Here is a 25,437-nt window from a genome sequence, read left to right as displayed (position 1 = left end):
CTGTCAGTTGCGGCCGAGGTATGCGCCCGCGGCCTCCAGGCGCGACTGCAAGGCCGCGACGTCCACCTGCGACGCGCTGCAGCCCGCGTCCAGCGCCAGGGCCGCCGCGGTGCCGGCCGCCTGTCCCATGACGAAGCAGGCGCCGGTCACCCGCGCCGCCGACTGGGCTTCGTGCGTCATGGACGCGCAGCGTCCCGCGACCCACAGGTTGTCGAGGCCCTGCGGCACGACCATGCGATACGGCAGGTGGTTGAACCCGCGGCTTTCGGGGATCTTCGGCCAGCGAAACTCCACGTCGCCCTTGAGGTGCAGTTCCAGCGGCCAGCCGTTGACGCCGATCGTGTCGTCGAAACTGGCGCAGTCCAGCACGTCGCGTTCGGTCAACAGGTAGTGGCCCATCACGCGACGCGTTTCACGGATGCCGACCTGCGGCGCGATGTCGACGATGTACGAAGCCTCGAACCCCGGCACTTCCTTGAGGAAGCCGGCCACGCTGGCAATCTGCTGCCGCCCGAGGATCTCGGCCTCGCTGAGTTCCAGCGCGTCGGTGCCGTCCATCGCGTCGCCGTCCGCGTTCGCGAGCTGCGTCAGGTTGACCCGCCATTCGATGCCGCTCTTCTGCGGCCGCACGATCGCGCCCTTGCGCGGGAAGCGCCAGCGGCCTTCGGCCTCGGCCTGCGCCATCAGCCGCGGGATCGCCTCCCAGGCCCTGCCGGCGCGCCGCGGGTCGACGCCGTTGATGCGGAACATCGTCGACGGATACAGCATGTGCCCGGCGCCGTCGCCTTTCTCGTAGCGCGCGCCGGCCCACGCGGCGAGGTCGCCGTCGCCGGAGCAGTCGATGAACGTGCGGCCCAGTGCGGCGCGCCGTCCCGACTTCGTCTCCAGCAGCAGCGCCTGCACGCGGCTGGCGGTGTCCATCACGGCCCCCGCCGCCAGCGCATGGAACAGCACCTGCACCCCAGCGTCCGCGAGCAGGTCGTCGGCCGCGATCTTGTAGGCCGCGGTGTCGTAAGCCTGCGCCACGGTCTTGCCGAAGAGCGCATGCGGCGCATTGAGTCCGCCCAAGGCATCGATGCGCTGCAGCAGGTCGTCGGCGACGCCGTGCACCACCTGCCGGATGTCGCCGTGCACGTTGGCATGCAAGCCGCAGAAGTTGGTGACGCCGGCCGCCGTGCCCATGCCGCCGAGAAAGCCGTAGCGCTCGACCAGCAGCGTCGAGCGTCCCGCCCGAGCCGCGGCCACGGCCGCGGCCATCCCCGCCGGCCCGCCGCCCAGGACCACCACCTCGTACTCGCCAAGCACCGGCGTGCGCCGCGCCGGCTCCGTCAATGTGTCTCGCATGGTGTCAGTCGAACAACTGGTCGGGCGCGATGCCGTCGTACATCCATTTGAGCCCGGCGAAACCCGCCGATTCGCGTCCACTGCGAAACATCCGGTTGCGCAGTTCGCGGGCGACGCCGGATGCATGGTAGATGTCGCCGTAGAAGCGGGCCGTGAGCTGGACCCGGCCCGTGCGGAGGTAGCGCGCCTGCTGGTACTTCAGGAACGCCTGCTCGACGTCGCCCCGCGTGTGGCGCAGCGCGGCGCCCAGCACCACCGCGTCCTCGATCGCCTGACCTGCGCCCTGTGCCAGGTATTGCAGCATCGGGTGGGCCGCGTCGCCGAGCAGGGTGACCCGCCGGTCGCTCCAGTGGCTGACCGGCTCGCGGTCGCACAGCACCCACATCTTCCAGGTCTCGATCTTGCCGAGCAGCTCGCGCACCCGGGGCACGGCCTGCGCGAAACGCTCGTGGAGCTCCGCGGTGTCGCCGAAGGTGTTCCAGCCTTCGTCGTACTTGTTGCTGTGGAACACGGCGACCAGATTGAAGAGTTCGCCGCGCCGCAGCGGATAGTGCACCAGATGCGTCTTCTCGCCGCCCCACAGCACCACGTCGTCGTGCCACAGGTGGGCCGGTACTTCCTCGCGCCTGAGCACCGCGCGGTAGGCGATGTGGCCGGACACCCGCGGCCTGCCGTCGCCGACCACCGCCTCCCGGATGCGGCTCCACAGGCCGTCCGCGCCGACCAGCGCATCAGCACGCACTTCCTCGCCGCCGGCCAGCCGCGCGGTCACGGCGCCGGCGTCCTGCGCGAATGACTCGACCTTGCTCGACGTGCGCAGCGCCACGTCGGGCAGGGCGCGGCAGGCATCCAGCAGGACCTGGTGCAGGTCGGCGCGGTAGATCACGCCATAGGGAAAGCCATAGGCGGCCAGCGCGGTGTCGCCCAGCGCAACCCGCACCACCGGCTCGCCGGTGCGCACGTCGTTCATGCCCATCCCTGGCGGGAAGTACGCCACCCGGCGCACTGCGTCGGTGAGGCCGAGGTACTCGAACATGCGGAAGATGTTGGGGCCGAGCTGGATGCCGGCGCCGATTTCCCCGAAGGCCGGCGACTGCTCGAGCACGGTGACGGCATGCCCGTCGCGGCCGAGCACGTACGCGGCGGCCAGGCCGCCGATGCCGCCGCCGGCAACGATGAGGTTCAGGCGCTGTGCCACTGGGGCTCCCGGATCGAACGCGAAGAGCGACAGCATAGCGGCAGCCGCGCGCGATCCGCAGCGTTGTCCTACATGTCATTCAGCCGCGGCCGATTGGAAGTTTGCGCGCTTGTGGCCTTGAATAAGAGGCGCAAGCTACGAAAGGGAAGAGAAATGGACAAGAAACACATCGCGAGCCGGCCGTTGCTGGCCCTGGCTGCCGCCGCCGCGCTGGTGACGGCCGGTTGCGCCGACATGAACATGGGCAACATGTCGCCGACGGCCAAGAGCACGGCGATTGGCGCCGGCGTGGGCGCCCTGGCCGGTGCGGCCATCGGCGGCGACACCCGCGGCGCGGCGATCGGCGGCCTGGTGGGCGCCGCCGGCGGCTACGTGTGGTCGCGCCACATGCAGGAAAAGAAGCTGGCGATGGAGCGGGCCACCATGGGCTCGGGCGTGCAGGTCACGCAGACGCCCGACAACCAGCTCAAGCTGAACATTCCCAGCGACATCTCGTTCGACACCGGGCGCGCGGACATCAAGCCCAACCTCAGGCCGATCCTGGACCAGTTTGCCAGCGGCCTGGCCAACCAGCAGAACACCGAGGTCCGCATCGTCGGGCATACCGACAACACCGGCTCCGACGCAGTGAACGATCCGCTGTCGGTGCAGCGGGCGCAGTCGGCGAAGAACTACCTGGCGGCGCGCGGCGTCGACCCCAACCGCATCGCGATCGCCGGGCGCGGCGAGCGCGAGCCGATCGCCGACAACGGCACCGAGGCCGGGCGCGCGCGCAACCGGCGGGTCGAGATCTTCCTCGGCGAACGCGCCAACGTCGCTGCCCGGTGACGGGCGCGCGCGCACGGCACACGGCCGCCTCCGGGCGGCCCTTGCCTACTCGGGGAGCTGGGACTTCGCGACCAGCTCGAAATGCTCCACGAGCGGCGGCGCGGCGAAGAACGGACCGACGATGGCGCGCCACTGCGCGAACAGCGGGCCCTCGCGGAAGCCGACCGTGTGGTCCTCCAGGCGGTCCCAGAAGATCTGCAGGACGTAGCGCTCCGGCGATTCGATGCAGCGGTTGACCTTGTAGCCGCGCATGCCCTGGGCCCTGGAGGCCACCGTGGCGACGCCGTGCTGGATCGCGGCCTCGAAGGCCGCCTGCTGGCCAGGCTGGATGCGGATATCGGCAATCTCGAGAATCATGTCGGTCCTTGGCTGGTGAGTTCGGGCCGGTCACTCGCGGCCCGCGGGAGCGGCAAGTCTAAGCGCCGGGCCGCAGCGCCTGCCGCAACTGGGCGGCGCAAAGCTGCACGGCGACGTTGGCCTCGTCGATGAACTTGCCCATTGGCGCGAAGCCGTGGATCTGCCGTTCGAAGCACACTAGCGCGGCCCGGTTGCCGGCGGCCGTCAGGCGCTGCGCGTACTGCAGGCCCTCGTCGCGCAGCGGGTCGTAGCCGGCCGTGAGGACGAACGCCGGCGGCAGCCCCTCCAGGTTCTCGTGCAGCAGGGGCGAGGCGCGCCAGTCGAGGTCCTGCGCCGCATCGGCGATGTAGTGGTCGTGGTAGTAGGCGATGCTGTCGCTCGTGAGCAGGTAGCCCTGGCCGTTGGTGCGGTGCGATGGCGCGGTGCGGCGCTGGTCGGTGGCCGGGTAGATCAGCAGCTGGAAGGCGAGGGCCGGTCCACCGGCCTCGCGCGCGGCAATGGCGACGACGGCCGCCAGGTTGCCGCCCGCGCTGTCGCCGCCCACCGCGAGGCGGGCCGGGTCGACCTGGAGCTGCGCGGCGTTGTCGTGCACCCAGCGCAGGGCAGCGATCGAATCGTCGACGGCGGCCGGGAAGCGGTGTTCCGGCGCCAGCCGATAGTCGACCGACACCACCGCGCAACCGGAGCCGTTGGCGAGTTCGCGGCACAGCGTGTCGTGGGTGTCGAGGTCGCCGATCACCCAGCCGCCGCCGTGGTAGTAGACCAGTGCCGGCAGCACGCCCGACGGGGCGCTGCCTGCGGGCCGGTACAGCCGCAGCGCGATGGGCCCGGCGGGACCGGGCATCGTGAGTTCCCGCACGAGGCAATGCGGCGGCTTGGGCTGGGTGAAGGAGCGCCGCTCGCGATACATCGCGCGGGCCTCGGACGGGGCGAGCGTGTGGGTCGGCGGCACGCCCTTTTCCACCATCAGGTCGAGCAGTGCCCGTGCTTGCGGATGCAGCATCGCGTGGTCTCCGGTTGTTGGTGCGAAGCCGCCGGCGCGAGTGGATTCGTGCGGGGCTTCCTTTATGCTTGCGCCATGAAACTGTACAACTACTTCCGTTCGTCCGCGTCGTTCCGCGTGCGCATCGCGCTGGAGCTGAAGGGGTTGGCCTACGATTACGTGCCGGTGCACCTGGTCAAGGGCGAGCACAAGCAGCCGCAATACGCCGCCATGTCGCCGTCGCTGCTGGTGCCGGCGCTGCAGCTCGACACGGGCGAGCACCTGGGGCAGTCGATGGCGATCATCGAGTACCTCGACGAAACCCATCCCCAGCCGCCGCTGTTGCCGCGCGACCCGCTGGCGCGGGCCCGGGTGCGCGCCCTGGCGCAACTCATCGCCTGCGAAATCCATCCGCTCAACAACCTGCGCGTCCTGAAGTACCTGGTGCGCGACCTGAAGGTGGAGGAAGAGGCGAAGAACGCCTGGTACCGGCACTGGGTCCGCGACGGGCTGGAAGCCTTCGAGCGCGAACTAGCGCAGCTGCCGGCCGGCACCTACTGCTTCGGCGACACGCCGACGCTGGCCGACTGCTGCCTGGTGCCGCAGATCTTCAACGGCCGTCGCTTCGACGTCGACTTCGACGGCTTGCCGCGGACGATGGCCGCCTTCGACGCGTGCATGGCCTTGCCGGCCTTCCAGCGCGCCCAGCCATCGAGCTGTCCCGACGCCGAGGGCTGAAGATGCAGCCCGCCGCCGGCTGGATCATTCCCGACTGCCCGCTGCCCGCCGGCGTGCAGGCCGTGTGCACGACGCGCGAAGGCGGCGTGTCCGCGGGACCGTACGCGAGCCTGAACCTCGGCGACCACGTGGGCGACGCCCCGGAAGCGGTCAGCGCCAACCGCCGCATCTTCGCCGCCGCGGTGCAGGCGCGGCCGGTGTTCCTGCAGCAGGTGCATGGCCGCGGGGTGGCGCATTTGTCCTCCGCGACCCGCGACGGCGTGCAGGCCGACGCCTGCGTGGCGACCGAGGCCGGCATCGCCTGCACGATCATGGTCGCCGACTGCCTGCCGGTGCTGTTCGCGACCGCTGACGGCAAGGCAGTGGCCGCGGCGCACGCCGGCTGGCGCGGCCTGGCCGGCTCGGCCGGCGAGGGCGTGCTCGAAGCCGCGTGCCGCGCGCTGTGGGCAGCCGGCGGCGCCGGCGCCGCCGACACCCTGGCCTGGCTCGGCCCCTGCATCGGCCCGCAGGCGTTCGAGGTCGGGGCCGAAGTGAAGGCCGCGTTCGAGGCAGCCGATCCCGGTTGCGCCGCCCTCTTCATGCCGTACGGCAACGGCAAGTGGCTGGCCGACCTGCCGGGGCTCGCGCGCCGGCGCCTGCGCGCGCTTGGCATCGAGCGCATCCACGGCAACGACGGCGGCACCGCCTGGTGCACCGTCGCCGATCCTTCACGGTTCTTTTCGCACCGGCGCGACAGGGGCCTCAGCGGCCGCTTCGCCGCTGCCATCTGGCGCCGCTGACGCGGCCCGCTGCTGCTCCAGCTGCGCCGCTTCCCGCGCTTTCGCGGCGCGGCGCCGCGCGGGCCGCCCGCCCAGGTAGATCACCAGCGCCACGGGAACGGCGCCATAGAGTACAAAGGTGAAGAATGCACCGAGCACTGTGCCGGCGCTGTGCGTGGCTTCGGCCACGGCCATCATGAGGGCCACGTACAGCCAGGCAATGACGACGAGGTACATCCGGGAAGCGTTGTGTCGTGTTGCGGCGCAACATCGTTGATGGGATACTTGCCCGGCGCGGGCAACAACGGTCGCGGGGAAAGAGCATGAATTCTGACGCAGACTGGACGGCAGCCGCCCGCCAGTTCCAGCAAGACCTCGGTGCCAACTGGACGAAGGCGCTGCAGTCGTTCGTGCCGGCCGCGGGCCCCGGCGCCGCGCCGCTCCGGTTCGCGCCCGACAAGCTGCAGGAGTTGCGCGACGCGTACCTGCGCGAGGCCGCGCAGCTGTGGAACCAGGGCCTGGCCAGCAATCCAGCCGCCGGCGACAGGCGTTTTGCGTCGGACGCGTGGAGCGCGAATCCCGTCGCCGCTTATTCAGCGGCGCTGTACCTGCTCAATGCGCGCGCCCTGCTGGGCCTGGCCGAAGCGGCGGAGGCCGACGAAAAGACCAAGGCGCGCCTGCGCTTCGCCGTGGAGCAGTGGATGGCGGCGGCCGCGCCGAGCAACTTCATGGCGCTGAATGCCGAGGCGCAGCGCAAGGCCGTCGAGACGCGCGGCGAGAGCATCGCCAGGGGCGTGCAGAACCTGCTCAAGGACATCCAGCAGGGCCACGTGTCGATGACCGACGAAAGCGTCTTCGACGTCGGGCACAACGTCGCGACCACCGAAGGCGCGGTGGTGTTCGAGAACGAGCTGTTCCAGCTGATCGAGTACAAGCCGCTGACGGCCAAGGTGTACGAGCGCCCGTTCCTGCTGGTGCCGCCCTGCATCAACAAGTTCTACATCCTCGACCTGCAGCCGGAGAACTCGCTCGTTCGCTACCTCGTGGAGCAAGGGCATCGCACCTTCCTGGTGAGCTGGCGCAATCCCGACGCGGCCATGGCCGGCGTGACGTGGGACGACTACGTCGGCGACGGCGCGCTCAAGGCGATCGAGGTGGTGCGCGAGATCGCCGCCGCGCCGCAGATCAACGCGCTCGGCTTCTGCGTCGGCGGCACCATTCTCGGTACCGCGCTGGCCGTGCTGGCGGCACGCGGCGAGCAGCCGGTCGCGTCGGCCACGCTGCTGACGGCCTTCCTCGATTTCTCCGAAACCGGCGTGCTCGACGTGTTCATCGACGACGCGTTCGTCAGGTTCCGCGAGATGCAGCTGGGGCAAGGCGGGATCCTCAAAGGGCAGGAGCTGGCATCCACCTTCAGCTTCCTGCGGCCGAACGACCTGGTGTGGAACTACGTCGTCGGCAACTACCTCAAGGGGGAGACGCCGCCGCCGTTCGACCTGCTGTACTGGAACAGCGATTCGACCAACCTGCCGGGCCCGATGTACGCCTGGTACCTGCGCAACACCTACCTCGAGAACAACCTGGTCAAGCCCGGCCAGTGCGTCGTCTGCGGCGAGAAGGTCGACCTGCGCCAGGTCGACATCCCCGTGTACATCTACGGCTCGCGCGAGGACCACATCGTGCCGATCGCCGGCGCCTATGCCTCCACCCGGCACCTGCCGGGCAGGAAGCGGTTCGTGATGGGGGCGTCCGGGCATATCGCCGGCGTCATCAACCCGCCGGCCAGGAAGAAGCGTTCATACTGGACGAACGAGAAGCTGCCGAAAACGCACGAAGAGTGGCTGGCCGGGGCAAAGGAGCACCCGGGCAGCTGGTGGCCGGATTGGGCCGCATGGCTCGAGCGGCATGGCGGCAAGCAGGTCGCGGCGCCGAAGCGCTACGGCAACGCCAGGTACAAGCCGATCGAGGCGGCTCCGGGCCGCTACGTGCGCGCCAGGGCCTGAGCGCAGGACATTCAGCGAAGGAGATTGAGGAATGGAAGACATCGTCATCGTTTCCGCCGTCCGCACCGCGGTCGGCAAGTTCGGCGGTTCCCTGGCACGGGTGGCGGCGCCCGAACTGGGATCGATCGTGATCCGCGAGGCGCTCGCGCGCGCGAAGGTCGCCCCCGCGCTGGTGGGCGAGGTGATCATGGGCCAGGTGCTCGCCGCGGGCTCCGGCCAGAACCCGGCGCGCCAGGCGCTGCTCAAGGCCGGGCTGCCGAAGGAGGTGCCGGGAATGACCATCAACGCCGTCTGCGGCTCGGGACTGAAGGCGGTGATGCTCGCGGCCCAGGCCATCGCCTGGGGCGACAGCGACATCGTGGTGGCCGGCGGCCAGGAGAACATGAGTGCGGCGCCGCACGTGCTGCCGAATTCGCGCGACGGCCAGCGCATGGGCGACTGGAAGCTGGTCGACACCATGATCGTCGACGGGCTGTGGGACGTGTACAACCAGTACCACATGGGCATCACCGCGGAGAACGTCGCCCGCCTGCACAGCATCAGCCGTGAAGCGCAGGACGCCCTGGCGCTGGCCAGCCAGCAGAAGGCAGCGGCGGCGCAGGAGGCCGGCCGGTTCAAGGACGAGATCGTTCCCGTCGCGATCCCGCAGAAGAAGGGCGATCCGGTGGTGTTCGACAGCGACGAATACATCAACCGCAAGACCAACGCCGAGGCCCTGGCCGGCCTGCGGCCCGCGTTCGACAAGGCCGGCTCCGTCACGGCGGGCAACGCCTCCGGCATCAACGACGGCGCCGCCGCCGTGGTGGTGATGAGTGCCCGCAAGGCGGCGGAACTCGGCTGCACGCCGCTGGCCCGGATCCGCGCCTTCGCCACCAGCGGACTCGACCCCGCGACGATGGGCCTGGGCCCGGTGCCGGCCACCCGCAAGGTGTTGGGCCGTGCCGGCTGGCAGGCGGGCGAGGTGGACCTGTTCGAACTGAACGAGGCCTTCGCAGCCCAAGCGTGCGCGGTCAACAAGGAACTCGGGATCGACAGCGTGCGGGTAAACGTCAACGGCGGCGCGATTGCGCTGGGCCACCCGATCGGCGCCTCCGGCTGCCGGGTGCTGGTGACGCTGCTGCACGAGATGCGCCGCCGCGAGGCGAAGAAGGGCATCGCCGCGCTGTGCATCGGCGGGGGCATGGGCGTATCCATGGCACTGGAGCGCGCCTGAGCGCGCCACAGGGATTTAGCGCCTGCCGTCGGCGGGCTGTGCGAAGCTCGCAACTTCAACGCAAGGGAGAACATGATGAGCCAGAAAATCGCCTACGTGACGGGTGGCATGGGCGGCATCGGCACCGCCATCTGCCAACGCCTGCATCGCGAGGGCTTCAAGGTCATCGCCGGCTGCGGACCGACCCGCGACTTCTCGCGCTGGGTCGGCGAGCAGCGCGACCAGGGCTATACGTTCCACGCATCCGTCGGCAACGTCGGCAGCTGGGACTCCACCGTGGAGGCCTTCAGCAAGGCGAAGGCCGAACACGGGCCCATCGACGTGCTGGTGAACAACGCCGGCATCACGCGCGACCGCATGTTCCTGAAGATGACGCGCGAAGACTGGGACGCCGTGATCGAGACCAACCTGAATTCGATGTTCAACGTGACCAAGCAGGTCGTCGGCGACATGGTGGAGAAGGGGTGGGGCCGGATCATCAACATCAGCTCCGTCAACGGCGAGAAGGGCCAGGCCGGCCAGACCAATTACTCGGCGGCCAAGGCGGGCATGCACGGCTTCACCATGGCGCTGGCGCAGGAACTGGCGACCAAGGGCGTGACCGTCAACACGGTGAGTCCCGGCTACATCGGCACCGACATGGTCAAGTCGATCCGGCAGGACGTCCTCGACAAGATCGTGGCGACGATTCCCGTCAAGCGGCTGGGCGAGCCGAGCGAGATCGCCTCGATCATCGCGTGGCTGGCCTCCGAGGAGAGCGGCTATTCCACCGGGGCGGAGTTCTCCGTCAACGGCGGATTGCACATGAACTGATTCTGCGGGCCGAGGCGGGATCGCGGCCCCGGCCGTGATCCGTCTTCAGGTCACCAGGTCTTCGATCACCAGGTGGCGGTATTTCTGGCCGTAGGAGACACTATGCCCCTTGAGCACCTGCATGATGTGCTCGGTTTCGTCGTGCGATGGCGCGTGGATCAGCAGCGCGTGATGGCCCTGGCGGCCGAGTTCCGCGAAATGGCGGACGGTCTCGAGCTCGGTGCCCGGTGAAGGCAGGGGCGATTCCGCGCCGCCGGGCGCCTGCGCCAGCTTCTCGATGTCCGCGGGCGTCAGCAGCGAAATGTGCTCGCCGTTGTGGCCCTTGTCTTCCAGCGCACGTTCGGCCTCGCGCGCGTCGGCCTCCGTCGGGAACATCAGGAACAGGTGGCCTGTCGGATAGAACACGCCCCGCAGGGTCAGCATGCCGGGTTCGAGTTCGAAGTGCTTCATGTCGGCTCCTTGTCGTCGCAAATGAGCATTACGGCCCGACCGCCGCTGGCCGGCTGTCGGACGACGTCGACAGTTGCGCGCCTGCCGAGCCGCGGGCGGCGCTGCGCGGGGGGCCGCGGTTTCGCACTACAGTGGCGGGCATGACGAACCCACTCCTGCCGCTTGCGACACGACCGGGCCGCGCAGCCGCGGCCTTGCGGCGCGGACCGTCCGCGTGAAGGGCGCCTGGTCCGTCCTGGGCGTCACGCTGGCGATCCAGGCGATGGTCGCCATGGCGCTGCTGACATTGCCGGCCATGGCGCCGGCGGTGGCGCAGGCCGTCGGGATTTCGGCGGTCTACATCGGCATCTACGTGGCCGTGGTCTATTCGGGCGCGATCGTGGCCAGCCTGGCGGCGGGGCCCGCCGTCGCGCGCTTCGGCGCGATCCGGGTGAGCCAGGCCGGCCTGCTCCTGTGCGCCGCCGGCCTGGTCCTGAGCATGGCCGGGACGCCGGCCGCCATCGCCACCGGCGCGTTCCTGATCGGCGTCGGCTACGGTCCGGTCACGCCCGCCAGTTCGCACCTGCTGGCGCTCAGCACGCCGCCGGAGCGCATGTCGCTGGTGTTCTCGATCAAGCAGACGGGGGTGCCGCTGGGCGGCGCGCTGGCCGGCGCCATCGTGCCCGGACTGCAGCACCTGGTGGGCTGGCAAGGCGCACTGGTGGCGGTGGCGGCAGCGTGCCTGGCCTGCGCCGCGGTGGCGCAGCCGCTGCGGGCGGCGCTGGACGCGGACCGCGACCCCGCGCGGCCCATGGTGCTGGGCCACCTGGGCCGCCCGATCTCCCTGGCGCTCTCGCATCCGGGCCTGCGCCTGCTGGCCGGATGTTCGTTCGTGTTCTCGATCGCGCAACTGTCGCTGACGACGTACCTGGTCACGTACCTCACCGACACCCTGTCGTACGGGCTGGTCGCCGCCGGCCTCGCGCTGTCGGTATCGCAGTTCGGCGGCATCGGCGGCCGGGTGTTCTGGGGCTGGGTCAGCGACCGGGGACTGGGCGCGCGCCGCACCCTGGCGCTGCTGGCGGCGTTGATGGTCGTCTTGTCCGCCGCCACCGCGTTGCTCGAGCCGGGCATGCCGGACCTGCTCGTGCTGGCCATCCTGCTGCTGTTCGGCGCGTCGGCGATCGGCTGGAACGGCGTGTACCTGGCCGAGGTGGCACGCCAGGCGCCCCCGGGACAGGCCGGGCTGGCGACCGGAGGCACCTTGTCGATCACGTTCCTGGGCGTGGTGCTGGGGCCGCCGCTGTTCGGCGCGCTGTCGGGGCTGTTCGGCAGCTACCGGGCGGGCTTTGCCGCGCTCGCCCTGCCCACCGCCTTGTGCCTCGCGGCGCTGCTGCGCACGCGCCGGGACGTGCAGGCCGGCGCGTAGACTCGGGCATCCGCACCGCAGCGCGCGCAGCGGCTGGCCGGCGGCGTGTTCGGGCCCGCCCGCGCCAGAGCCGGCCCGAATCCCGACCATGAACCAAGAATCTGGAGCTCCCTTGTCGCCGTGGCGCCTGAGCGTCGCGCCGATGCTCGACTGGACCGACCGGCACTGCCGCTACTTTCACCGGCTGCTGAGCCGGCACGCGTTGCTGTACACGGAGATGGTGACGACCGGCGCGCTGATCCATGGCGACGTGCCGCGGCACCTCGACTTCAATCCCGAAGAGCATCCGGTCGCGCTGCAGCTCGGCGGCAGCGAACCGGCCGACCTGGCCCGCAGCGCGCGCCTGGGCGAGCAGTGGGGCTACGACGAGATCAACCTCAACTGCGGCTGTCCCAGCGAACGCGTGCAGCGTGGCTCGTTCGGGGCCTGCCTGATGGCCGAGCCGCGGCTCGTGGCCGACTGCGTCAAGGCGATGGTCGACGCGGTGCGGATCCCGGTCACCGTCAAGCACCGCATCGGCATCGACCGGGAGGAGCGCTACGAGTTCGTGCGCGACTTCGTGGGCGCCGTGAGCGAAGCCGGTTGCAGCGTCTTCCTCGTCCACGCCCGCAATGCGTGGCTGAAGGGCCTGTCGCCCAAGGAGAACCGCGAGGTGCCGCCGCTGCGCTACGAGCTGGTGCACCGCCTCAAGCGGGAATTTCCGCACCTGACGATCGCGATCAACGGCGGAATCACGACCAGCCGGCAGGTCGAGGAACAACTGCAGGAGCTCGACGGCGTGATGGTGGGGCGCCAGGCCTACCACGACCCGTGGTGGCTGGCCGAATGGGACAGCCGCTTCTTCGGTGCGGCCGGCGAGGCGCCGCGCACCCGCGAATCGGTGGAGGAGCAACTGGTCGCCTACATGATGCGGGAGGCCGCCGCCCACGGCACGCCCTGGCATTCGATCGCCCGCCACATGCTGGGCCTGCGCCACGGGCAGCCCGGCGCCCGCCGCTGGCGCCAGGTCTGGAGCGACCACCGGCTGAAATCCCTGACCGCGACCGAGGTCATGGCGCTCGCGCGCGAAGGAGCGCCGGCAACCGCCTGAGGGATATCCAGGGGATGGCATCCCGGCCGATGCTTTAGACTTGAAGCATCCACCTGGAGCGGACATGAACATCGTGTGCATCGGCGGGGGGCCGGCCGGCCTGTATTTCGCGCTGCTCATGAAGCAGCAGGATCCGGCGCACGAGATCACCGTCGTCGAGCGCAACCGCCCTTACGACACCTTCGGCTGGGGCGTGGTGTTCTCGGACCAGACCCTGGGCAACCTGCAGGCCGCCGATCCGCAGACCGCCGGGGAGATCCTGGGCGCGTTCAACCACTGGGATGACATCGAAGTCAACATCCGCGGCCGCAGGATCCGCTCCGGCGGCCACGGCTTCTGCGGCATCGGCCGCAAGCGCCTGCTGAACATCCTGCAGCGGCGCTGCGAGGACCTCGGCGTGAAACTGGTGTTCGAAACCGATGTCCAGGACGAGCTTGCCTTTCCCGAAGCCGACCTGGTCATCGCCAGCGACGGCCTGAACAGCCGCATCCGCGCGAAGTACGCCGACACGTTCCAGCCCGACATCGACCTGCGGCGCTGCCGGTTCGTCTGGCTCGGCACGCACAAGCGGTTCGAGGCATTCACCTTCGCCTTCGAGGAGACCGAACATGGCTGGTTCCAGGCCCATGCCTACCAGTTCGACGGCGACACGTCCACGTTCATCGTCGAGGCACCCGAGGACGTCTGGCGCAAGGCGGGGCTGGATGAAATGAGCAAGGAGGAGGGCATCGCCTTCTGCGAACGGCTTTTCGCGAAATACCTGGACGGGCAGCCGCTGATGTCGAACGCGGCGCACCTGCGCGGATCCGCGCAGTGGATCCGGTTTCCGCGCGTGCTCTGCCGCACCTGGGTCCACCACAACGGGCGCGCGCCGGTCGTCCTCATGGGCGACGCGGCGCACACGGCGCATTTTTCCATCGGCTCTGGCACCAAGCTGGCGCTGGAAGACGCGATCGAGCTGGCCCGCTGCATAGCCCGCTCCCCCGGCGACCTGCCGCGGGCGCTCACCGACTACGAGGCCGTGCGCAGCGTCGAGGTCCTGCGCATCCAGAACGCTGCCCGCAATTCGACGGAATGGTTCGAGAACGTGGCGCGCTACGTGCAGCTGCCCCCAGAGCAGTTCGCGTACTCGCTGCTCACCCGCAGCCAGCGCATCAGCCACGAGAACCTGCGGCTGCGCGACAGGCAGTATGTCGAACAGTACGAGGACTGGATCGCGCAGCATGCGGGGCTGCAGCGCGGGCCGGCGCAGCAAACGGTGCCGCCCATGCTCACGCCGTTCCGCCTGCGCGGCGTCACATTGAAGAACCGCGTCGTGGTGTCGCCGATGGCGCAGTACTCCTGTGTCGACGGGCTGCCGGCGGACTACCACCTGGTGCACCTCGGGGCGCGTGCCATGGGCGGCGCGGGCATGGTGGTCGCGGAGATGACCTGCCCGACGCCGGACGCCCGCATCACCCCCGGTTGCCCGGGGCTGTGGAACGAAGGGCAGCGGGACGGCTGGAAACGGATCGTCGATTTCGTGCATGCGAACACCGACGCGAAGATCGCGATCCAGCTCGGGCACGCCGGCGCCAAGGGCTCGACCCGCGTGCCGTGGGAAGGCGAGGACCAGCCGCTGCCATCCGGCAACTGGCCGCTGGTCTCGGCCTCCCCGCAGCAATACGTCGACGGGGTGAGCGACTGGTCGCGCGCGATGAACCGTGCCGACATGGACCGGGTGCGCGAGGACTTCGTGCACAGCACGCGGCTGGCGGCGCAGGCCGGCTTCGACTGGCTGGAGCTGCACTGCGCCCACGGCTACCTCCTGTCGAGTTTCATCTCGCCGTTGACCAACCAGCGCACCGACGACTACGGCGGCTCGCTGGCGAACCGGCTGCGCTATCCGCTGGAAGTCTTTCGCGCGATGCGCACCGCCTGGCCGGACCACCTGCCGATGTCGGTGCGGATCTCCGCGCACGACTGGGTCGAAGGCGGCATCACGCCAGACGACGCGGTGGAGATCGCGCGCGCGTTCAAGGTCGCCGGGGCCGACATGATCGACTGCTCGTCGGGCCAGGTGAGCAAGCAGCAGCAGCCGGTCTACGGCCGCATGTACCAGACGCCGTTTGCCGACCGCGTGCGCAACGAGGCCGGCATCCCGACGATCGCGGTGGGGGCGATCTCCGAGGCGGACCATGTGAACAGCATCATCGCCGCCGGCCGCGCCGACCTGTGCGCGATCGCGCGGCCGCACCTGGCCAACCCCGCCTGGACCTTGCTGGAAGCGGCGAAGGTCGGCTACCACGACCTGTCGTGGCCCAGGCAATACCGCTCGGCCAAGACCCAGCTCGAACGCAACCTGGAGCGCGAGAAGGCGGCCGCGACGCAGACCGCCGGCCTCTCGCCGCTGGAGCAGGCCCGGCAGGCCGAAGGCGTCTGATCACGAACGAGGAGAGCACCATGAGTGAAACGAACGAGCGGCTCGACCCGGCGCTGGCCGCGGGCAACCGCAGGCAGCTGGCGGGCTATCGCGCCACCCACTTCCTGTGGGAGGTGCGCGAGAAGGTCGCGACCGTCACCTTGAACCGGCCCGAGCGCAAGAACCCGCTGACCTTCGAGTCCTACGCCGAACTGCGCGACCTCTTCGCGCAGCTGAAGTACGCCGATGACGTCACGGCGGTGGTCGTCACGGGCGCCGGTGGCAACTTCTGCTCCGGCGGCGACGTGCACGAGATCATCGGGCCGCTGGTGCGGCTGAAGGCGCCCGAGCTGCTGATGTTCACCCGCATGACGGGCGACCTGGTCAGGACCATGCGCGCCTGCCCGCAACCCATCGTCGCCGCGATCGACGGGGTCTGCGCCGGCGCGGGGGCCATCGTCGCCATGGCCTCGGACGTGCGGCTGGGCACCGCCCGCAGCAAGACGGCTTTCCTCTTCAACCGCGTCGGCCTGGCCGGCTGCGACATGGGTGCCTGCTCGATCCTGCCGCACATCATCGGCCAGGGCAGGGCGAGCGAGCTGCTCTTCACCGGCCGCGCGCTGGGCGGCGAGGAGGGCGAGCGCTGGGGCTTCTTCAACCGGCTCTGCGCTCCGGAGGCCCTGCTGGACGAGGCGCAGGCGCTGGCGCGCGAATTCGCGCAAGGTCCCACCTTCGCCAACGGCATCACCAAGACCATGCTGCACCAGGAATGGGCGATGACGGTGGACCAGGCGCTGGAAGCCGAGGCCCAGGCGCAGGCGATCTGCATGATGACGGAGGACTTCTCGCGTGCCTACCACGCGTTCGTGGCGAAGACCAGGCCCCGCTTTGAGGGCAACTGACGACACATCGAGGAGATGACGATGAGCGATACCCGCTACCTGGAGTGGCCCTTTTTCGAGGAACGGCACCGGCGCCTCGCGCGCGAGCTGGAGGCGTGGGCCAGGGACCATGTGCCGCAGCACCACGGCGCCGACGTCGATGCGCAGTGCCGCTCGCTGGTGCGCGCACTGGGTGCCGACGGTTGGCTCAAGCATGCCGTCGCCGGCGTGCCGCACGGCAGCGGGGACCAGGTCGACACCCGCGCCATCTGCCTGATCCGCGAGACGCTCGCGCGCCACAGCGGCCTGGCCGACTTCGCCTTCGGCATGCAGGGGCTGGGCTCGGGGGCGATCAGCCTGCAAGGCACGCCCGCACAGCGCGACCGCTACCTTTCCAAGGTCGCCCGCGGCGAGGCGATCCCGGCTTTTGCCCTGTCCGAGCCCGAGGCCGGCTCCGACGTCGGCGCGATGCAGTGCAGCGCCCGCATCGAAGGCGGCGAGGCCGTCATCGATGGCGAGAAGACCTGGATCTCCAACGGGGGCATCGCCGACTTCTACGTGGTGTTCGCGCGGACCGGCGAGGCGGCCGGTTCGCGCGGCATCTCCGCCTTCATCGTGGAGGCTGGCACGCCGGGCCTGGAAATCGCCAGGCGCATCGATGTGATCGCGCCGCACCCGCTCGCGCAATTGCGCTTCACCGGGTGCCGCGTGCCGCTGTCGCAGCGCATCGGCGAGCCGGGCGAAGGCTTCAAGGTGGCGATGCGAACGCTGGACGTATTCCGCACCTCGGTCGCGGCCGCCGCGCTCGGCTTCGCCCGGCGCGCGCTCGACGAGGCGCTGCACCGGGCGACCACCCGCCGGATGTTCAACCAGACCCTGGCCGACTTCCAGCTGACGCAGGCCAGGCTGGCGCAGATGGCGACCACCATCGACAGCTCGGCGCTGCTGGTGTACCGGGCGGCATGGCTGCGCGACCAGGGCCGGACGATCACCCGCGAGGCGGCCATGGCCAAGCTCACGGCGACCGAAGGCGCCCAGCAGGTCATCGATTCCGCAGTGCAGATCTTCGGCGGGCTGGGCGTGGTGAGCGAGCAGCCGGTCGAGCGGCTGTACCGCGAGATCCGGTCGCTTCGCATCTACGAAGGCGCCAGCGAGGTGCAGCAACTGATCATCGCGCGCGAACTGCTGAAGGACGTCGCTGGGAGGGCCGCCTGATGCGTGTGATCCTGCCCCCAGGCTGGCCGCGCCCGAAAGGCTATGCGAACGGTGTCGTTGCACGCGGCGAGATGCTCTTCATCGCCGGGATGATCGGCTGGGACGCCGAAGGCAGGTTCCACAGCGACGATTTCGGGGCCCAGGCGCGGCAAGCGCTTCAGAACATTGCCGAGGTCCTCAGGGAAGCAGGCGGAAAGCCTGAAGATATCGTCCGGATGACCTGGTACGTCACGGACAAGCGGGAGTACCTGGCTGCTTCGAGGGAGGTCGGCCAGGCGTATCGCGAAATCATCGGCGCCTACAACGCGGCGATGACGGCGGTGGAGGTGAGGGCCCTGATCGAGGACCGTGCCAAGGTTGAAATCGAGGTGACGGCGGTATTGCCCGGGTAGCTCATCCTTCATACAATCCGGCAACACGTTACCAATTTCCGGTAGCGCTGGCTTGCCCACCGCGGCGCCATACCCCGGGGAATCCAACATGGAAAATGTCTGGGACGCAACCAAGCTGATGTTCATCATCTACGGCATGGCGGCGGTGGTTTCGTTCCTCGTGGCCTGGGTGATCAAGCTGACCTTCAGCGCCATTCGCTTTCATGGCTCCCGAAGCGCGGTGGCGCCCGGATCGCCGGCGAAGCCAACGCCGGAGGCCTGACATGCCGGAAATCGACGTCCTCCACCTTTTTCAGGGTGTGGCCACGATGGTGGCGGCGGGTCCGACCATCGCGATCGCCCGCATCGTGCTCATCGCGCTGGGGATTCTGTTCGTGTACCTGGGCGCCAAGGGGACGCTCGAGCCCCTGATCATGATTCCGATGGGGTTCGGAATGTCTGCCGTCAACGCGGGCGTTCTCTATCTCTCGAAAGACACCACCGGAACGATTTTTCTCGATCCGATGACGAGCGAAACCGGCCAGCTCCTCACCGTCCTGCAGATCGATTTCCTGCAGCCGATCTACACGTTCATGTTCAGCAACGGATTGATTGCCTGCCTGGTGTTCATGGGCATCGGGGTGATCTCTGATGTTGGATACGTGCTGATTGCGCCCTTCCGCAGCATGTTCATCGCCATCTGTGCCGAACTGGGCACGGTGCTGACGTTTCCGATCGCGGTCGCGGTCGGCTTCAGCTACAAGGAGGCGGCGGCGATCGCAATGATCGGCAGTGCCGACGGGCCGATGGTGCTCTACACCTCCCTCATCCTCGCCAAGGACCTCTTCGTTCCGATCACGATCGTGGCCTATCTCTACCTGAGCCTGACCTACGCCGTCTATCCGATGGTCATCAGGCTGCTGATACCCAAGGAGCTTCGGGGAATCAAGATGGACACCCGACAGAATCCGAAGGCCAGCAAGGCCGAGAAGATGACCTTCGCCGTCGTTGCGTCCACTCTGCTCTGCCTGCTGTTCCCGGTGGCGGCGCCGCTGTTCATGTCCTTCTTCCTGGGCGTCGTCATCCGCGAGTCCGGAGTGACCCAGTTCATCGATTTCATCGGCGGCCCCCTGTTGTACGGCGCCACGTTCTTCCTCGGGCTGCTGCTCGGTGTGCTGTGCGAAGCGGGGACCATCCTCAACCCCAAGGTGCTCACGCTGCTCGTTCTCGGCATGCTCGCGCTGTTGATCTCCGGTATCGGCGGGATCATCGGGGGCTATATCGTCTACTGGGCCAACGGCCGCACGTTCAACCCGGTCATCGGCATCGCCGGGGTGTCCTGCGTGCCGACGACCGCCAAGGTGGCGCAGAAGGAAGCGCGCGACGCCAACAAACTCGTGCAGATCCTGCCTTGGGCGATGGGGGCGAGCATCTGCGGCGTGATCTCGTCGGCCATCCTCGCCGCAATCTACGTGACCTTGCTGCGCTGACCGTGGACGTGACCGGGTGTTCGGCCGCGTGATGGCCTCGTGCGAATCCGTCTTCCCGACGCTGCAGAAATAGCGCGCGAAAATTTCCGCCAGCGGCACGTGGAAAGCGCGGAGCATCGTGCAGCGCCGTCCCCTCTGCGAAAAGGATCCGGCTCTGCCGGTCCTTGTTGCACCATTCAGGGATAACTAGCCCTTGATGATCCGCGGCAGCAGCATCTGGTGGCGCGGGCAGATCGACTTCGGATTCTGGTACGCCGCCCCCGCGAAGGCCTTGAGGTAGCCGCGCAGCGCTTTCAGATCCACGATTTCGTCGACGAAACCATGGCGGGCGCAGTACGCCGGCCTTGAAGTATCCAGATAGCTCTGCGCCATTTCGTTCATCTTCTGCGCCAGCGGCTCGAGCGGCTTGCCGGCATCCTTGTCCTTGATCGCGCGGCGCGAGTAGGTGGCCACCGCCGCGGTTTCTCCGTGCATGACGTAGATCTCGGTGGCGGCGGTCCCCAGTGTGAAGGCGTTCTGGCGATTGGCCGTCGGCCCGCCCATGATGTAGTGGGCCGCGGCGCTCCCCTTCCTGAGTACCACCAGCATCATCGGCACGTCGGCCTGCTGGATCGAGTACACGAGCGATTGTCCGATCCCGAGCAGCTCCGCCTTTTCGGCGACATCGCCCACGTCGATGCCGGTCGTGTCCTGGAACCAGATCACCGGGACACGGTCGCGCGCGCAGAGCGTCACGAACTCGTTCATCTTGATCAGGCCCTGGCGGTACAGCTTGCCGCCGATGCCGGGGTAGTCCGCGTACTCCGGGTACCCCTTGGGGAGCAGCCCCTGCCGGTTTCCGATGGCGCCGACCAGCATGCCGTCCATTTTCACCAGGCCGGTGTATACCTCCGGCCCGTAGCCGGGCCGGAATTCCATGTGCTCGCTGCCGTCGACCAGCCGCGCCAGGATGTCGTCGAACGAGTAGTCCGATTTCTGGTTGAACGGCAGCAGGTGGTAGAGGTCCGTGGCCGGAAGCTGCGGTTCCGCGGGCTCGGTTACACGGAAGAACTTCGGGTCATAGGCCGGAATCATGCGCATGTATTCCTTGATGCCGTCGAGCACGCCCTTTTCCTCGTCGTACACGCGCGTGAAGAAGCCGGTCGAATCGTAGTGGGTTGATACGCTGCCGGGCGGCTTGTCCTTCATGTTGCGCGTGACTGCGATCAGCTGCTCCAGCCCGGCGACGTCGAATCCACCTTGCGGTGCCATGCCCGACACGATGCCGACCCCACCCACGGCGATGTTGGCGTCCTTGTGTGCGATCAGGATCGTGGGACTGATCGCCTGGTAACCGCCGCCGGCCGGGTTGGTGCCGTAGATGCCGGCGAGCACTGGAATGCCCGCCTGCTCGAGTTCGGCGTGCCGGAAAAAGGGCGCGCCCGAACCGCGGCGATCTGCATAGAACTTCTCCTGGTCGGGGAGCTTCACGCCGCTGCAGTTCACCAGCCACACCAGCGGAATGTGCAGCCGCTTGGCCAGGTTGGTCACGCGCAGGATGTTGTCCGGCTGTCCGGCGATCCAGGCGCCGGCAAGGACCTTGTTGTCGAAGCCGATGATCACGGCCCACTTGCCACCGATCTGGCCCAGGCCGTCCACCACGTTGGTGGTGCCTTCCTCGTTCTCCTCGGGGTTGTACAGGCTGTGCAGCGGCTGCCAGGTGCCCGGATCGACCAGGTATTCCAGCCGCTGCCACACCGTGAGGCCGCCGCGCTCGTTGATCCTGGCCGTGGGTATGCCGACTTCCTCCACCGCTTTCTTCGCGGCTGCGATCTCGCCCTCGACCGCTTCCAGCTGCGCCCGGCTCTCCTGCGTACGGGCGATGCGGTTTTCCTTCAGCGGTTTGCCGAAGCCGGGCATTTTGTCGAAATACGGTCTCATGCGGATGCTTCCTCGAAGTGGATGGAGCGCTGCCGAAAAAAAAGGGCAAAGCGTGCCGGCTCTGCCCCTCGTCCTGCCCTGCGTTGGCCGGTGTCCCTATTCCCGATTGGGCGTCGCGCCGGTGGCCATGCCCGAGATGATGATCTTCTGGATGTTGGACGTGCCTTCCACCACCTGGAGCGACTTGGCGTCGCGGTAGAAGCGTTCCGCCGGATACTCGGTCGAGAAGCCGAACGAGCCGTAGATCTTCATGCACTCGTTGGCCGCGTGCACCGCTGCCTCGGATGCCGCGTACTTCGCGACCGACGTTTCGTACTGGTTCGGCTTGCCGTTGTCCTTGAGCCAGGCGGCCCTGTACACAAGCATCTGCGCCGCCTGATGCTCGACGGCCATTTCGGCGATCTGCGCCTGGATCATCTGGTGCTGCGAGATCGGCTTGCCGAACTGGGTGCGCTCGTTGGCGTACTTCACGGCGATGTCCAGCGCGCCGCCGGCGACGCCGAGCGCGCCGGCCGCACAGCCGATGCGCGTCTGGTTCAACTGCCACATGCAGATGCGAAAACCGTCGCCCGGCTCGCCCAGCACGTTTTCCTTGGGCACCTTCATGCCGTCGAACGCGAATTCGCCGGTGGGAGCGCACTTCAGGCCGAGCTTGGTCTCGATCGCGCGCGCGGTACAGCCCTTCCAGTTCTTCGGCTCGATGATGAACGCCGTCATGCCCTTGTTGCCCCTGGACCGGTCGGTGTAGGCGTAGAGCAGGCCGGCATCACCCACGTGGGCCTGCGAGATCCACATCTTGCTGCCGTGGACTTCCCAGTGATCGCCCTTGTCGATCGCGTGCGTCTTCATGCTGGCGACATCGGAGCCTGTGTTCGACTCGGTCATGGCGAAGAAGCCGAGCTGCGTGCCGGCCACCCAGCCGGGCACGTATTTCTTCTTCTGCGCCGCCGTGCCGAACTTTGTCACCGTGAGCGCCGGCCCCAGGTTCTGCATGTTGAACGGCAGCCGCCAGGAGGCCGAGATCCTGGCGATCTGCTCCGCCATGAGGACCGACTCCATGTAGCCCATGCCGCTGCCACCCAGTTCCTCCGGGAGCGCGCACGAGAAGAAGCCGAGCGCACCCATCCTGGCGACGCGGTCGGGACGGAATTCGTGCCTGGCCTCTTCCTGCTCCAGGGTCGGTGCGATCTCCTCCGCGGCGAAGCGCCGCGCGGTGTCCTGGATCAGGCGCTGTTCTTCGGTGAGTTCGAAATGCATCGTTCCCTCGATTCTTTGCAGGCGGCGGTCATTCGAGCACGAGGAGCAGGGCCTCGTCTTCGACGCTGTCGCCGACCTTGACCTTGATTTCCTTCACCGTGCCGCTGCTGGGGGCATACACGTGGTTTTCCATCTTCAGCGCCTCGATGATCATGAGTTCATCGTCTTCTTCGACTTTCGAGCCGGGTTCGACCAGAACGGCCAGGATCTTTCCCGCCAGCGGAGCCAGAACATCTGCCATAGCGAATCCCTTCTTGGATTGGGTTGCGTGAGGTCGTGCCGAGAGCGTCTTGTCGAACTTCGCCGCGCGATGCTGCCGCGCGGCAGGTCGACGCAGCGGGAACGGACAGGCTACGCTAGCACCGCGCCCCGGCCGCCAGTTCGACGCAGATCAAGCCCGGCCGCAATTGCGGGCGCATCGGGCCTGGGAGCCCAGGCTCCTCACCCCAGGCCCATCGGTTCGCGATACTGCCGCGCCTCCAGCTCGATCCACTCGCGGAAGGCCGCGAGCGCCTGGCGATCGCCCCCCTTGCGCTGCGGGTGGATCAGGTAGTAGGAGCGATCGCTCAGGTAGTCGTGGTCCACGACCTGCACCAGGGAGCCGGTCTCGAGCTCACTTTCCACCAGGAACTTCGGTATCAGGCTCACCCCCATGCCGTGGATCGCGGCCCGCGCAAGCATGGAGAACAGTTCCAGGCGCGGGCCGGCGAGGTCGTTTTCCACGTCCAGCCCCTGGGACTGGAACCAGTCGCGCCAGGCATGCGGGCGGGTGCTCTGTTGCAGCAACGGCAGGCGTGCCACCTGGGAGGCGGTGAGCGCCTTGCGCGGGGCGATGAGTGCGGGGCTGGCCACCGCGATCAGGTTCTCGCGCATCAGGAAATGCCCCTGCGTGCCGGGCCAGCTTGCCTCGCCGGCGTAGATCGCCGCGTCCACCGCGCTGTCCTCGAACAGGAAGGGCCGGGTGCTCGCCGTGAGATTCACCACGATGTGCGGGTGCGTGCGGCGGAAGCCCGCCAGGCGCGGCAGCAGCCAGTTGGTGGCGAAGGTGGGCACCACCGCGAGGTCGAGGCTGGTGCCCTGCGCGCCGTTGGCCATGAGTTCGAGGGTGTCGCGTTCCATTTCGTCCAGCCGCGAGCGCACGCTGCGCGCGTAGCCGGCCCCGGCCTCGGTCAGCGTGACGCCGCGCTTGCTGCGGCGGAACAGCTTCACCCCGAGGAGGTCTTCGAGCACGCCGATCTGGCGGCAGACGGCGCTCTGGGTCACCGAAAGTTCGTGCGCCGCCTTGGTGAAGCTCTGGTGGCGCGCCGCCGATTCGAAGGCGGCGAGGGCGACCGTCGTGGGAATTTTTCTGCGCATGGGTGAAGTTCCAGAAACGCACTAAGGCGTGCTTATTAATCGCTTGTGGCCGCCTCCGCGAAATTTTATAGTGCGACACCGGTCGTACGGGCCCGAGCAGGGCGGCCGACCACACCTCAGGCAGGCAGGCACGCTGTCACAGCCTTGCCGCATCCCCCGGGAGACCTCAAGTGAGCATTTCGAACAAACCTTCCTTCCATTGGGCCGATCCGCTGCTCCTCGACCAGCAGCTCACCGACGACGAGCGTTCGGTACGCGACGCGGCGCACGCGTACTGCCAGGAGCGCCTGGCGCCGCGCGTCGTCGAGGCCTTCCGCAACCAGCAGACGGATCCCTCGATCTTCCTGGAGATGGGCGAGCTGGGCCTGCTGGGTTCGATGATCCCCGAGACCTATGGCGGCGCCGGCCTGAACTATGTCTGCTACGGCCTGGTCGCCCGCGAGGTGGAGCGGATCGACTCCGGCTATCGCTCGATGATGAGCGTGCAGTCGTCGCTCGTCATGGTGCCGATCAACGAATTCGGCACCGAAGCGACAAAGCGGAAATACCTGCCGAAGCTCGCGACCGGCGAGTGGATCGGTTGCTTCGGCCTCACCGAGCCGAATCACGGGTCGGATCCGGGCAGCATGCTGTCTCGGGCGAAAAAGGTGGCCGGGGGCTACCAGCTCACCGGCACCAAGATGTGGATCACCAACAGCCCGATCGCGGACGTGTTCGTGGTGTGGGCCAAGGACGACGAAGGCGCGATCCGCGGCTTCGTGCTGGAGAAGGGCTGGAAGGGGCTCACGGCCCCGGTCATCCACGGCAAGGTGGGCCTGCGCGCCTCGATCACCGGCGAGATCGTCATGGACGGCGTGTTCTGCCCGGAAGAAAACGCCTTCCCCGACGTGCGCGGCCTGAGGGGACCGTTCACCTGCCTGAACAGCGCGCGGTACGGCATCGCCTGGGGCGCGCTGGGCGCGGCCGAGGACTGCTGGTTCACCGCGCGCCAGTACGTCCTGGACCGCGTGCAATTCGGCAAGCCGCTGGCGGCCAACCAGCTGATCCAGAAGAAGCTGGTCGACATGCAGACCGAGATCACGCTGGGCCTGCAGGGCTGCCTGCGCCTGGGCCGGATGAAGGACGAAGGCACGGCCGCGGTGGAGATCACCTCGATCATGAAGCGCAATTCCTGCGGCAAGGCGCTGGACATCGCGCGGCTGGCGCGCGACATGCTGGGCGGCAACGGCATCAGCGACGAGTTCGGGGTGGCGCGCCACCTGGTGAACCTCGAGGCGGTCAATACCTACGAAGGCACGCACGACGTGCATGCGCTGATCCTGGGGCGCGCGCAGACCGGCATCGCCGCGTTCTGACGGCGCCCG

Annotated in this window: 25 protein-coding genes; 15 read left to right on the top strand and 10 right to left on the bottom strand. The window is 68.3% G+C overall.

Annotated features, from left to right (window positions below):
* Positions 1-3: 3 nt before the first annotated feature.
* Together RAMLITH_RS04280 and RAMLITH_RS04275 are read right to left on the bottom strand one after the other, a co-directional pair.
* The gene (locus RAMLITH_RS04280; RefSeq protein ID WP_168106055.1) at positions 4-1,344 is read right to left on the bottom strand and encodes an FAD-dependent oxidoreductase; all 1,341 of its coding nucleotides are present in this window, start codon (positions 1,342-1,344) and stop codon (positions 4-6) included.
* A gap of 4 nt (positions 1,345-1,348) precedes the next feature.
* Positions 1,349-2,542 carry a 3-hydroxybenzoate 6-monooxygenase gene (locus tag RAMLITH_RS04275; protein ID WP_168106054.1) on the bottom strand — a complete coding sequence of 398 codons (1,194 nt, stop codon included), beginning with the start codon at positions 2,540-2,542 and terminating at the stop codon, positions 1,349-1,351.
* 153 nt (positions 2,543-2,695) lie between these two features.
* Here RAMLITH_RS04275 and RAMLITH_RS04270 point away from each other — a divergent pair, with 153 nt between their 5' ends.
* On the top strand, positions 2,696-3,370 hold the full coding sequence (locus tag RAMLITH_RS04270; protein WP_168106053.1) for a YiaD family glycine zipper/OmpA-like lipoprotein: 675 nt from the start codon (positions 2,696-2,698) through the stop codon (positions 3,368-3,370).
* A gap of 45 nt (positions 3,371-3,415) precedes the next feature.
* Here RAMLITH_RS04270 and RAMLITH_RS04265 read toward each other — a convergent pair whose 3' ends face one another.
* Both RAMLITH_RS04265 and RAMLITH_RS04260 read right to left on the bottom strand, forming a co-directional pair.
* Positions 3,416-3,727, bottom strand: a complete 312-nt coding sequence (locus RAMLITH_RS04265) for an antibiotic biosynthesis monooxygenase family protein (RefSeq protein WP_168106052.1) — start codon at positions 3,725-3,727, stop codon at positions 3,416-3,418.
* A 58-nt stretch (positions 3,728-3,785) separates the two neighbouring features.
* Positions 3,786-4,730 (bottom strand): alpha/beta hydrolase, encoded by a 945-nt coding sequence (locus RAMLITH_RS04260; RefSeq protein WP_168106051.1) that lies wholly within the window; start codon positions 4,728-4,730, stop codon positions 3,786-3,788.
* A gap of 75 nt (positions 4,731-4,805) precedes the next feature.
* Between RAMLITH_RS04260 and maiA the strand changes: the two genes are divergently transcribed.
* Entirely contained in the window at positions 4,806-5,447 is a 642-nt protein-coding gene (gene maiA, locus RAMLITH_RS04255) for a maleylacetoacetate isomerase (RefSeq protein WP_168106050.1), read from the top strand.
* A 2-nt stretch (positions 5,448-5,449) separates the two neighbouring features.
* On the top strand, positions 5,450-6,226 hold the full coding sequence (gene pgeF, locus RAMLITH_RS04250; RefSeq protein ID WP_168106049.1) for a peptidoglycan editing factor PgeF: 777 nt from the start codon (positions 5,450-5,452) through the stop codon (positions 6,224-6,226).
* Here pgeF and RAMLITH_RS04245 read toward each other — a convergent pair.
* Positions 6,155-6,442, bottom strand: coding sequence for a hypothetical protein (locus RAMLITH_RS04245; RefSeq protein WP_168106048.1), 288 nt, complete (start codon positions 6,440-6,442; stop codon positions 6,155-6,157). The genes pgeF and RAMLITH_RS04245 overlap by 72 nt on opposite strands.
* 86 nt (positions 6,443-6,528) lie before the next feature.
* On the opposite strand from RAMLITH_RS04245, the gene phaC reads away from it, so the two are divergent.
* The 3 genes from phaC to phbB all read left to right on the top strand — a co-directional run bounded on the left by phaC (position 6,529) and on the right by phbB (position 10,234).
* The gene (gene phaC, locus RAMLITH_RS04240) at positions 6,529-8,208 is read left to right on the top strand and encodes a class I poly(R)-hydroxyalkanoic acid synthase (RefSeq protein WP_168106047.1); all 1,680 of its coding nucleotides are present in this window, start codon (positions 6,529-6,531) and stop codon (positions 8,206-8,208) included.
* A gap of 31 nt (positions 8,209-8,239) precedes the next feature.
* Positions 8,240-9,421, top strand: coding sequence for an acetyl-CoA C-acetyltransferase (locus RAMLITH_RS04235; RefSeq protein ID WP_168106046.1), 1,182 nt, complete (start codon positions 8,240-8,242; stop codon positions 9,419-9,421).
* A 75-nt stretch (positions 9,422-9,496) separates the two neighbouring features.
* Positions 9,497-10,234 carry an acetoacetyl-CoA reductase gene (gene phbB / locus RAMLITH_RS04230; RefSeq protein ID WP_168106045.1) on the top strand — a complete coding sequence of 246 codons (738 nt, stop codon included), beginning with the start codon at positions 9,497-9,499 and terminating at the stop codon, positions 10,232-10,234.
* 45 nt (positions 10,235-10,279) lie between these two features.
* Here the strand turns inward: phbB and RAMLITH_RS04225 are convergent, their stop codons facing one another.
* On the bottom strand, positions 10,280-10,684 hold the full coding sequence (locus tag RAMLITH_RS04225; RefSeq protein WP_168106044.1) for an RNA-binding protein: 405 nt from the start codon (positions 10,682-10,684) through the stop codon (positions 10,280-10,282).
* 214 nt (positions 10,685-10,898) lie between these two features.
* Between RAMLITH_RS04225 and RAMLITH_RS04220 the strand changes: the two genes are divergently transcribed.
* From RAMLITH_RS04220 to RAMLITH_RS04185, 8 genes are all read left to right on the top strand, one after another.
* Entirely contained in the window at positions 10,899-12,092 is a 1,194-nt protein-coding gene (locus RAMLITH_RS04220) for an MFS transporter (RefSeq protein ID WP_168106043.1), read from the top strand.
* An 88-nt stretch (positions 12,093-12,180) separates the two neighbouring features.
* Positions 12,181-13,182, top strand: coding sequence for a tRNA dihydrouridine(20/20a) synthase DusA (gene dusA / locus RAMLITH_RS04215; protein ID WP_168106042.1), 1,002 nt, complete (start codon positions 12,181-12,183; stop codon positions 13,180-13,182).
* Positions 13,183-13,246: 64 nt separating this feature from the next.
* Positions 13,247-15,604, top strand: coding sequence for a bifunctional salicylyl-CoA 5-hydroxylase/oxidoreductase (locus RAMLITH_RS04210; protein WP_168106041.1), 2,358 nt, complete (start codon positions 13,247-13,249; stop codon positions 15,602-15,604).
* Between the two features lie 20 nt (positions 15,605-15,624).
* Positions 15,625-16,485, top strand: a complete 861-nt coding sequence (locus RAMLITH_RS04205) for an enoyl-CoA hydratase family protein (protein ID WP_168106040.1) — start codon at positions 15,625-15,627, stop codon at positions 16,483-16,485.
* Positions 16,486-16,506: 21 nt separating this feature from the next.
* Entirely contained in the window at positions 16,507-17,679 is a 1,173-nt protein-coding gene (locus RAMLITH_RS04200; RefSeq protein WP_168106039.1) for an acyl-CoA dehydrogenase family protein, read from the top strand.
* A complete protein-coding gene (locus RAMLITH_RS04195) occupies positions 17,679-18,071 on the top strand; it encodes a RidA family protein (protein WP_168106038.1) in 393 nt (130 codons plus the stop codon). Before RAMLITH_RS04200 ends, RAMLITH_RS04195 begins: the two co-directional genes overlap by 1 nt.
* 118 nt (positions 18,072-18,189) lie before the next feature.
* Positions 18,190-18,333: a hypothetical protein gene (locus RAMLITH_RS04190; protein ID WP_168106037.1), complete on the top strand. Its 144-nt coding sequence runs from the start codon at positions 18,190-18,192 to the stop codon at positions 18,331-18,333.
* Position 18,334: 1 nt separating this feature from the next.
* Entirely contained in the window at positions 18,335-19,540 is a 1,206-nt protein-coding gene (locus tag RAMLITH_RS04185; protein ID WP_168106036.1) for a sodium ion-translocating decarboxylase subunit beta, read from the top strand.
* A 186-nt stretch (positions 19,541-19,726) separates the two neighbouring features.
* Here RAMLITH_RS04185 and RAMLITH_RS04180 read toward each other — a convergent pair whose 3' ends face one another.
* From RAMLITH_RS04180 to RAMLITH_RS04165, 4 genes are all read right to left on the bottom strand, one after another.
* Entirely contained in the window at positions 19,727-21,460 is a 1,734-nt protein-coding gene (locus tag RAMLITH_RS04180; protein ID WP_168106035.1) for an acyl-CoA carboxylase subunit beta, read from the bottom strand.
* 96 nt (positions 21,461-21,556) lie between these two features.
* Positions 21,557-22,717, bottom strand: coding sequence for an acyl-CoA dehydrogenase family protein (locus RAMLITH_RS04175; protein WP_168106034.1), 1,161 nt, complete (start codon positions 22,715-22,717; stop codon positions 21,557-21,559).
* Positions 22,718-22,745: 28 nt separating this feature from the next.
* Positions 22,746-22,958, bottom strand: coding sequence for an acyl-CoA carboxylase biotin carboxyl carrier protein subunit (locus RAMLITH_RS04170; RefSeq protein WP_168106033.1), 213 nt, complete (start codon positions 22,956-22,958; stop codon positions 22,746-22,748).
* 200 nt (positions 22,959-23,158) lie between these two features.
* Positions 23,159-24,073, bottom strand: a complete 915-nt coding sequence (locus tag RAMLITH_RS04165; protein ID WP_168106032.1) for a LysR substrate-binding domain-containing protein — start codon at positions 24,071-24,073, stop codon at positions 23,159-23,161.
* A 170-nt stretch (positions 24,074-24,243) separates the two neighbouring features.
* Between RAMLITH_RS04165 and RAMLITH_RS04160 the strand changes: the two genes are divergently transcribed.
* The gene (locus tag RAMLITH_RS04160) at positions 24,244-25,428 is read left to right on the top strand and encodes an acyl-CoA dehydrogenase (protein WP_337786099.1); all 1,185 of its coding nucleotides are present in this window, start codon (positions 24,244-24,246) and stop codon (positions 25,426-25,428) included.
* Positions 25,429-25,437 lie beyond the last annotated feature (9 nt).

The sequence above is a fragment of the Ramlibacter lithotrophicus genome (assembly GCF_012184415.1).
GTDB lineage: Bacteria > Pseudomonadota > Gammaproteobacteria > Burkholderiales > Burkholderiaceae_C > Ramlibacter > Ramlibacter lithotrophicus.
This window is presented reverse-complemented; position numbering and strand designations above follow the sequence as displayed.

What these genes read in the sequence shown, in the direction of transcription:
- RAMLITH_RS04205 (WP_168106040.1), top strand. Translation starts at nt 15,625, where the DNA reads ATGAGTGAAACGAACGAGCGGCTCGACCCGGCGCTGGCCGCGGGCAAC.
- RAMLITH_RS04260 (WP_168106051.1), bottom strand. Translation starts at nt 4,730, where the DNA reads ATGCTGCATCCGCAAGCACGGGCACTGCTCGACCTGATGGTGGAAAAG.
- RAMLITH_RS04245 (WP_168106048.1), bottom strand. Translation starts at nt 6,442, where the DNA reads ATGTACCTCGTCGTCATTGCCTGGCTGTACGTGGCCCTCATGATGGCC.
- RAMLITH_RS04225 (WP_168106044.1), bottom strand. Translation starts at nt 10,684, where the DNA reads ATGAAGCACTTCGAACTCGAACCCGGCATGCTGACCCTGCGGGGCGTG.
- dusA (WP_168106042.1), top strand. Translation starts at nt 12,181, where the DNA reads ATGAACCAAGAATCTGGAGCTCCCTTGTCGCCGTGGCGCCTGAGCGTC.
- RAMLITH_RS04270 (WP_168106053.1), top strand. Translation starts at nt 2,696, where the DNA reads ATGGACAAGAAACACATCGCGAGCCGGCCGTTGCTGGCCCTGGCTGCC.
- RAMLITH_RS04210 (WP_168106041.1), top strand. Translation starts at nt 13,247, where the DNA reads ATGAACATCGTGTGCATCGGCGGGGGGCCGGCCGGCCTGTATTTCGCG.
- pgeF (WP_168106049.1), top strand. Translation starts at nt 5,450, where the DNA reads ATGCAGCCCGCCGCCGGCTGGATCATTCCCGACTGCCCGCTGCCCGCC.
- maiA (WP_168106050.1), top strand. Translation starts at nt 4,806, where the DNA reads ATGAAACTGTACAACTACTTCCGTTCGTCCGCGTCGTTCCGCGTGCGC.
- RAMLITH_RS04185 (WP_168106036.1), top strand. Translation starts at nt 18,335, where the DNA reads ATGCCGGAAATCGACGTCCTCCACCTTTTTCAGGGTGTGGCCACGATG.
- RAMLITH_RS04280 (WP_168106055.1), bottom strand. Translation starts at nt 1,344, where the DNA reads ATGCGAGACACATTGACGGAGCCGGCGCGGCGCACGCCGGTGCTTGGC.
- phbB (WP_168106045.1), top strand. Translation starts at nt 9,497, where the DNA reads ATGAGCCAGAAAATCGCCTACGTGACGGGTGGCATGGGCGGCATCGGC.
- RAMLITH_RS04165 (WP_168106032.1), bottom strand. Translation starts at nt 24,073, where the DNA reads ATGCGCAGAAAAATTCCCACGACGGTCGCCCTCGCCGCCTTCGAATCG.
- RAMLITH_RS04195 (WP_168106038.1), top strand. Translation starts at nt 17,679, where the DNA reads ATGCGTGTGATCCTGCCCCCAGGCTGGCCGCGCCCGAAAGGCTATGCG.
- phaC (WP_168106047.1), top strand. Translation starts at nt 6,529, where the DNA reads ATGAATTCTGACGCAGACTGGACGGCAGCCGCCCGCCAGTTCCAGCAA.
- RAMLITH_RS04190 (WP_168106037.1), top strand. Translation starts at nt 18,190, where the DNA reads ATGTTCATCATCTACGGCATGGCGGCGGTGGTTTCGTTCCTCGTGGCC.
- RAMLITH_RS04200 (WP_168106039.1), top strand. Translation starts at nt 16,507, where the DNA reads ATGAGCGATACCCGCTACCTGGAGTGGCCCTTTTTCGAGGAACGGCAC.
- RAMLITH_RS04265 (WP_168106052.1), bottom strand. Translation starts at nt 3,727, where the DNA reads ATGATTCTCGAGATTGCCGATATCCGCATCCAGCCTGGCCAGCAGGCG.
- RAMLITH_RS04180 (WP_168106035.1), bottom strand. Translation starts at nt 21,460, where the DNA reads ATGAGACCGTATTTCGACAAAATGCCCGGCTTCGGCAAACCGCTGAAG.
- RAMLITH_RS04175 (WP_168106034.1), bottom strand. Translation starts at nt 22,717, where the DNA reads ATGCATTTCGAACTCACCGAAGAACAGCGCCTGATCCAGGACACCGCG.
- RAMLITH_RS04235 (WP_168106046.1), top strand. Translation starts at nt 8,240, where the DNA reads ATGGAAGACATCGTCATCGTTTCCGCCGTCCGCACCGCGGTCGGCAAG.
- RAMLITH_RS04170 (WP_168106033.1), bottom strand. Translation starts at nt 22,958, where the DNA reads ATGGCAGATGTTCTGGCTCCGCTGGCGGGAAAGATCCTGGCCGTTCTG.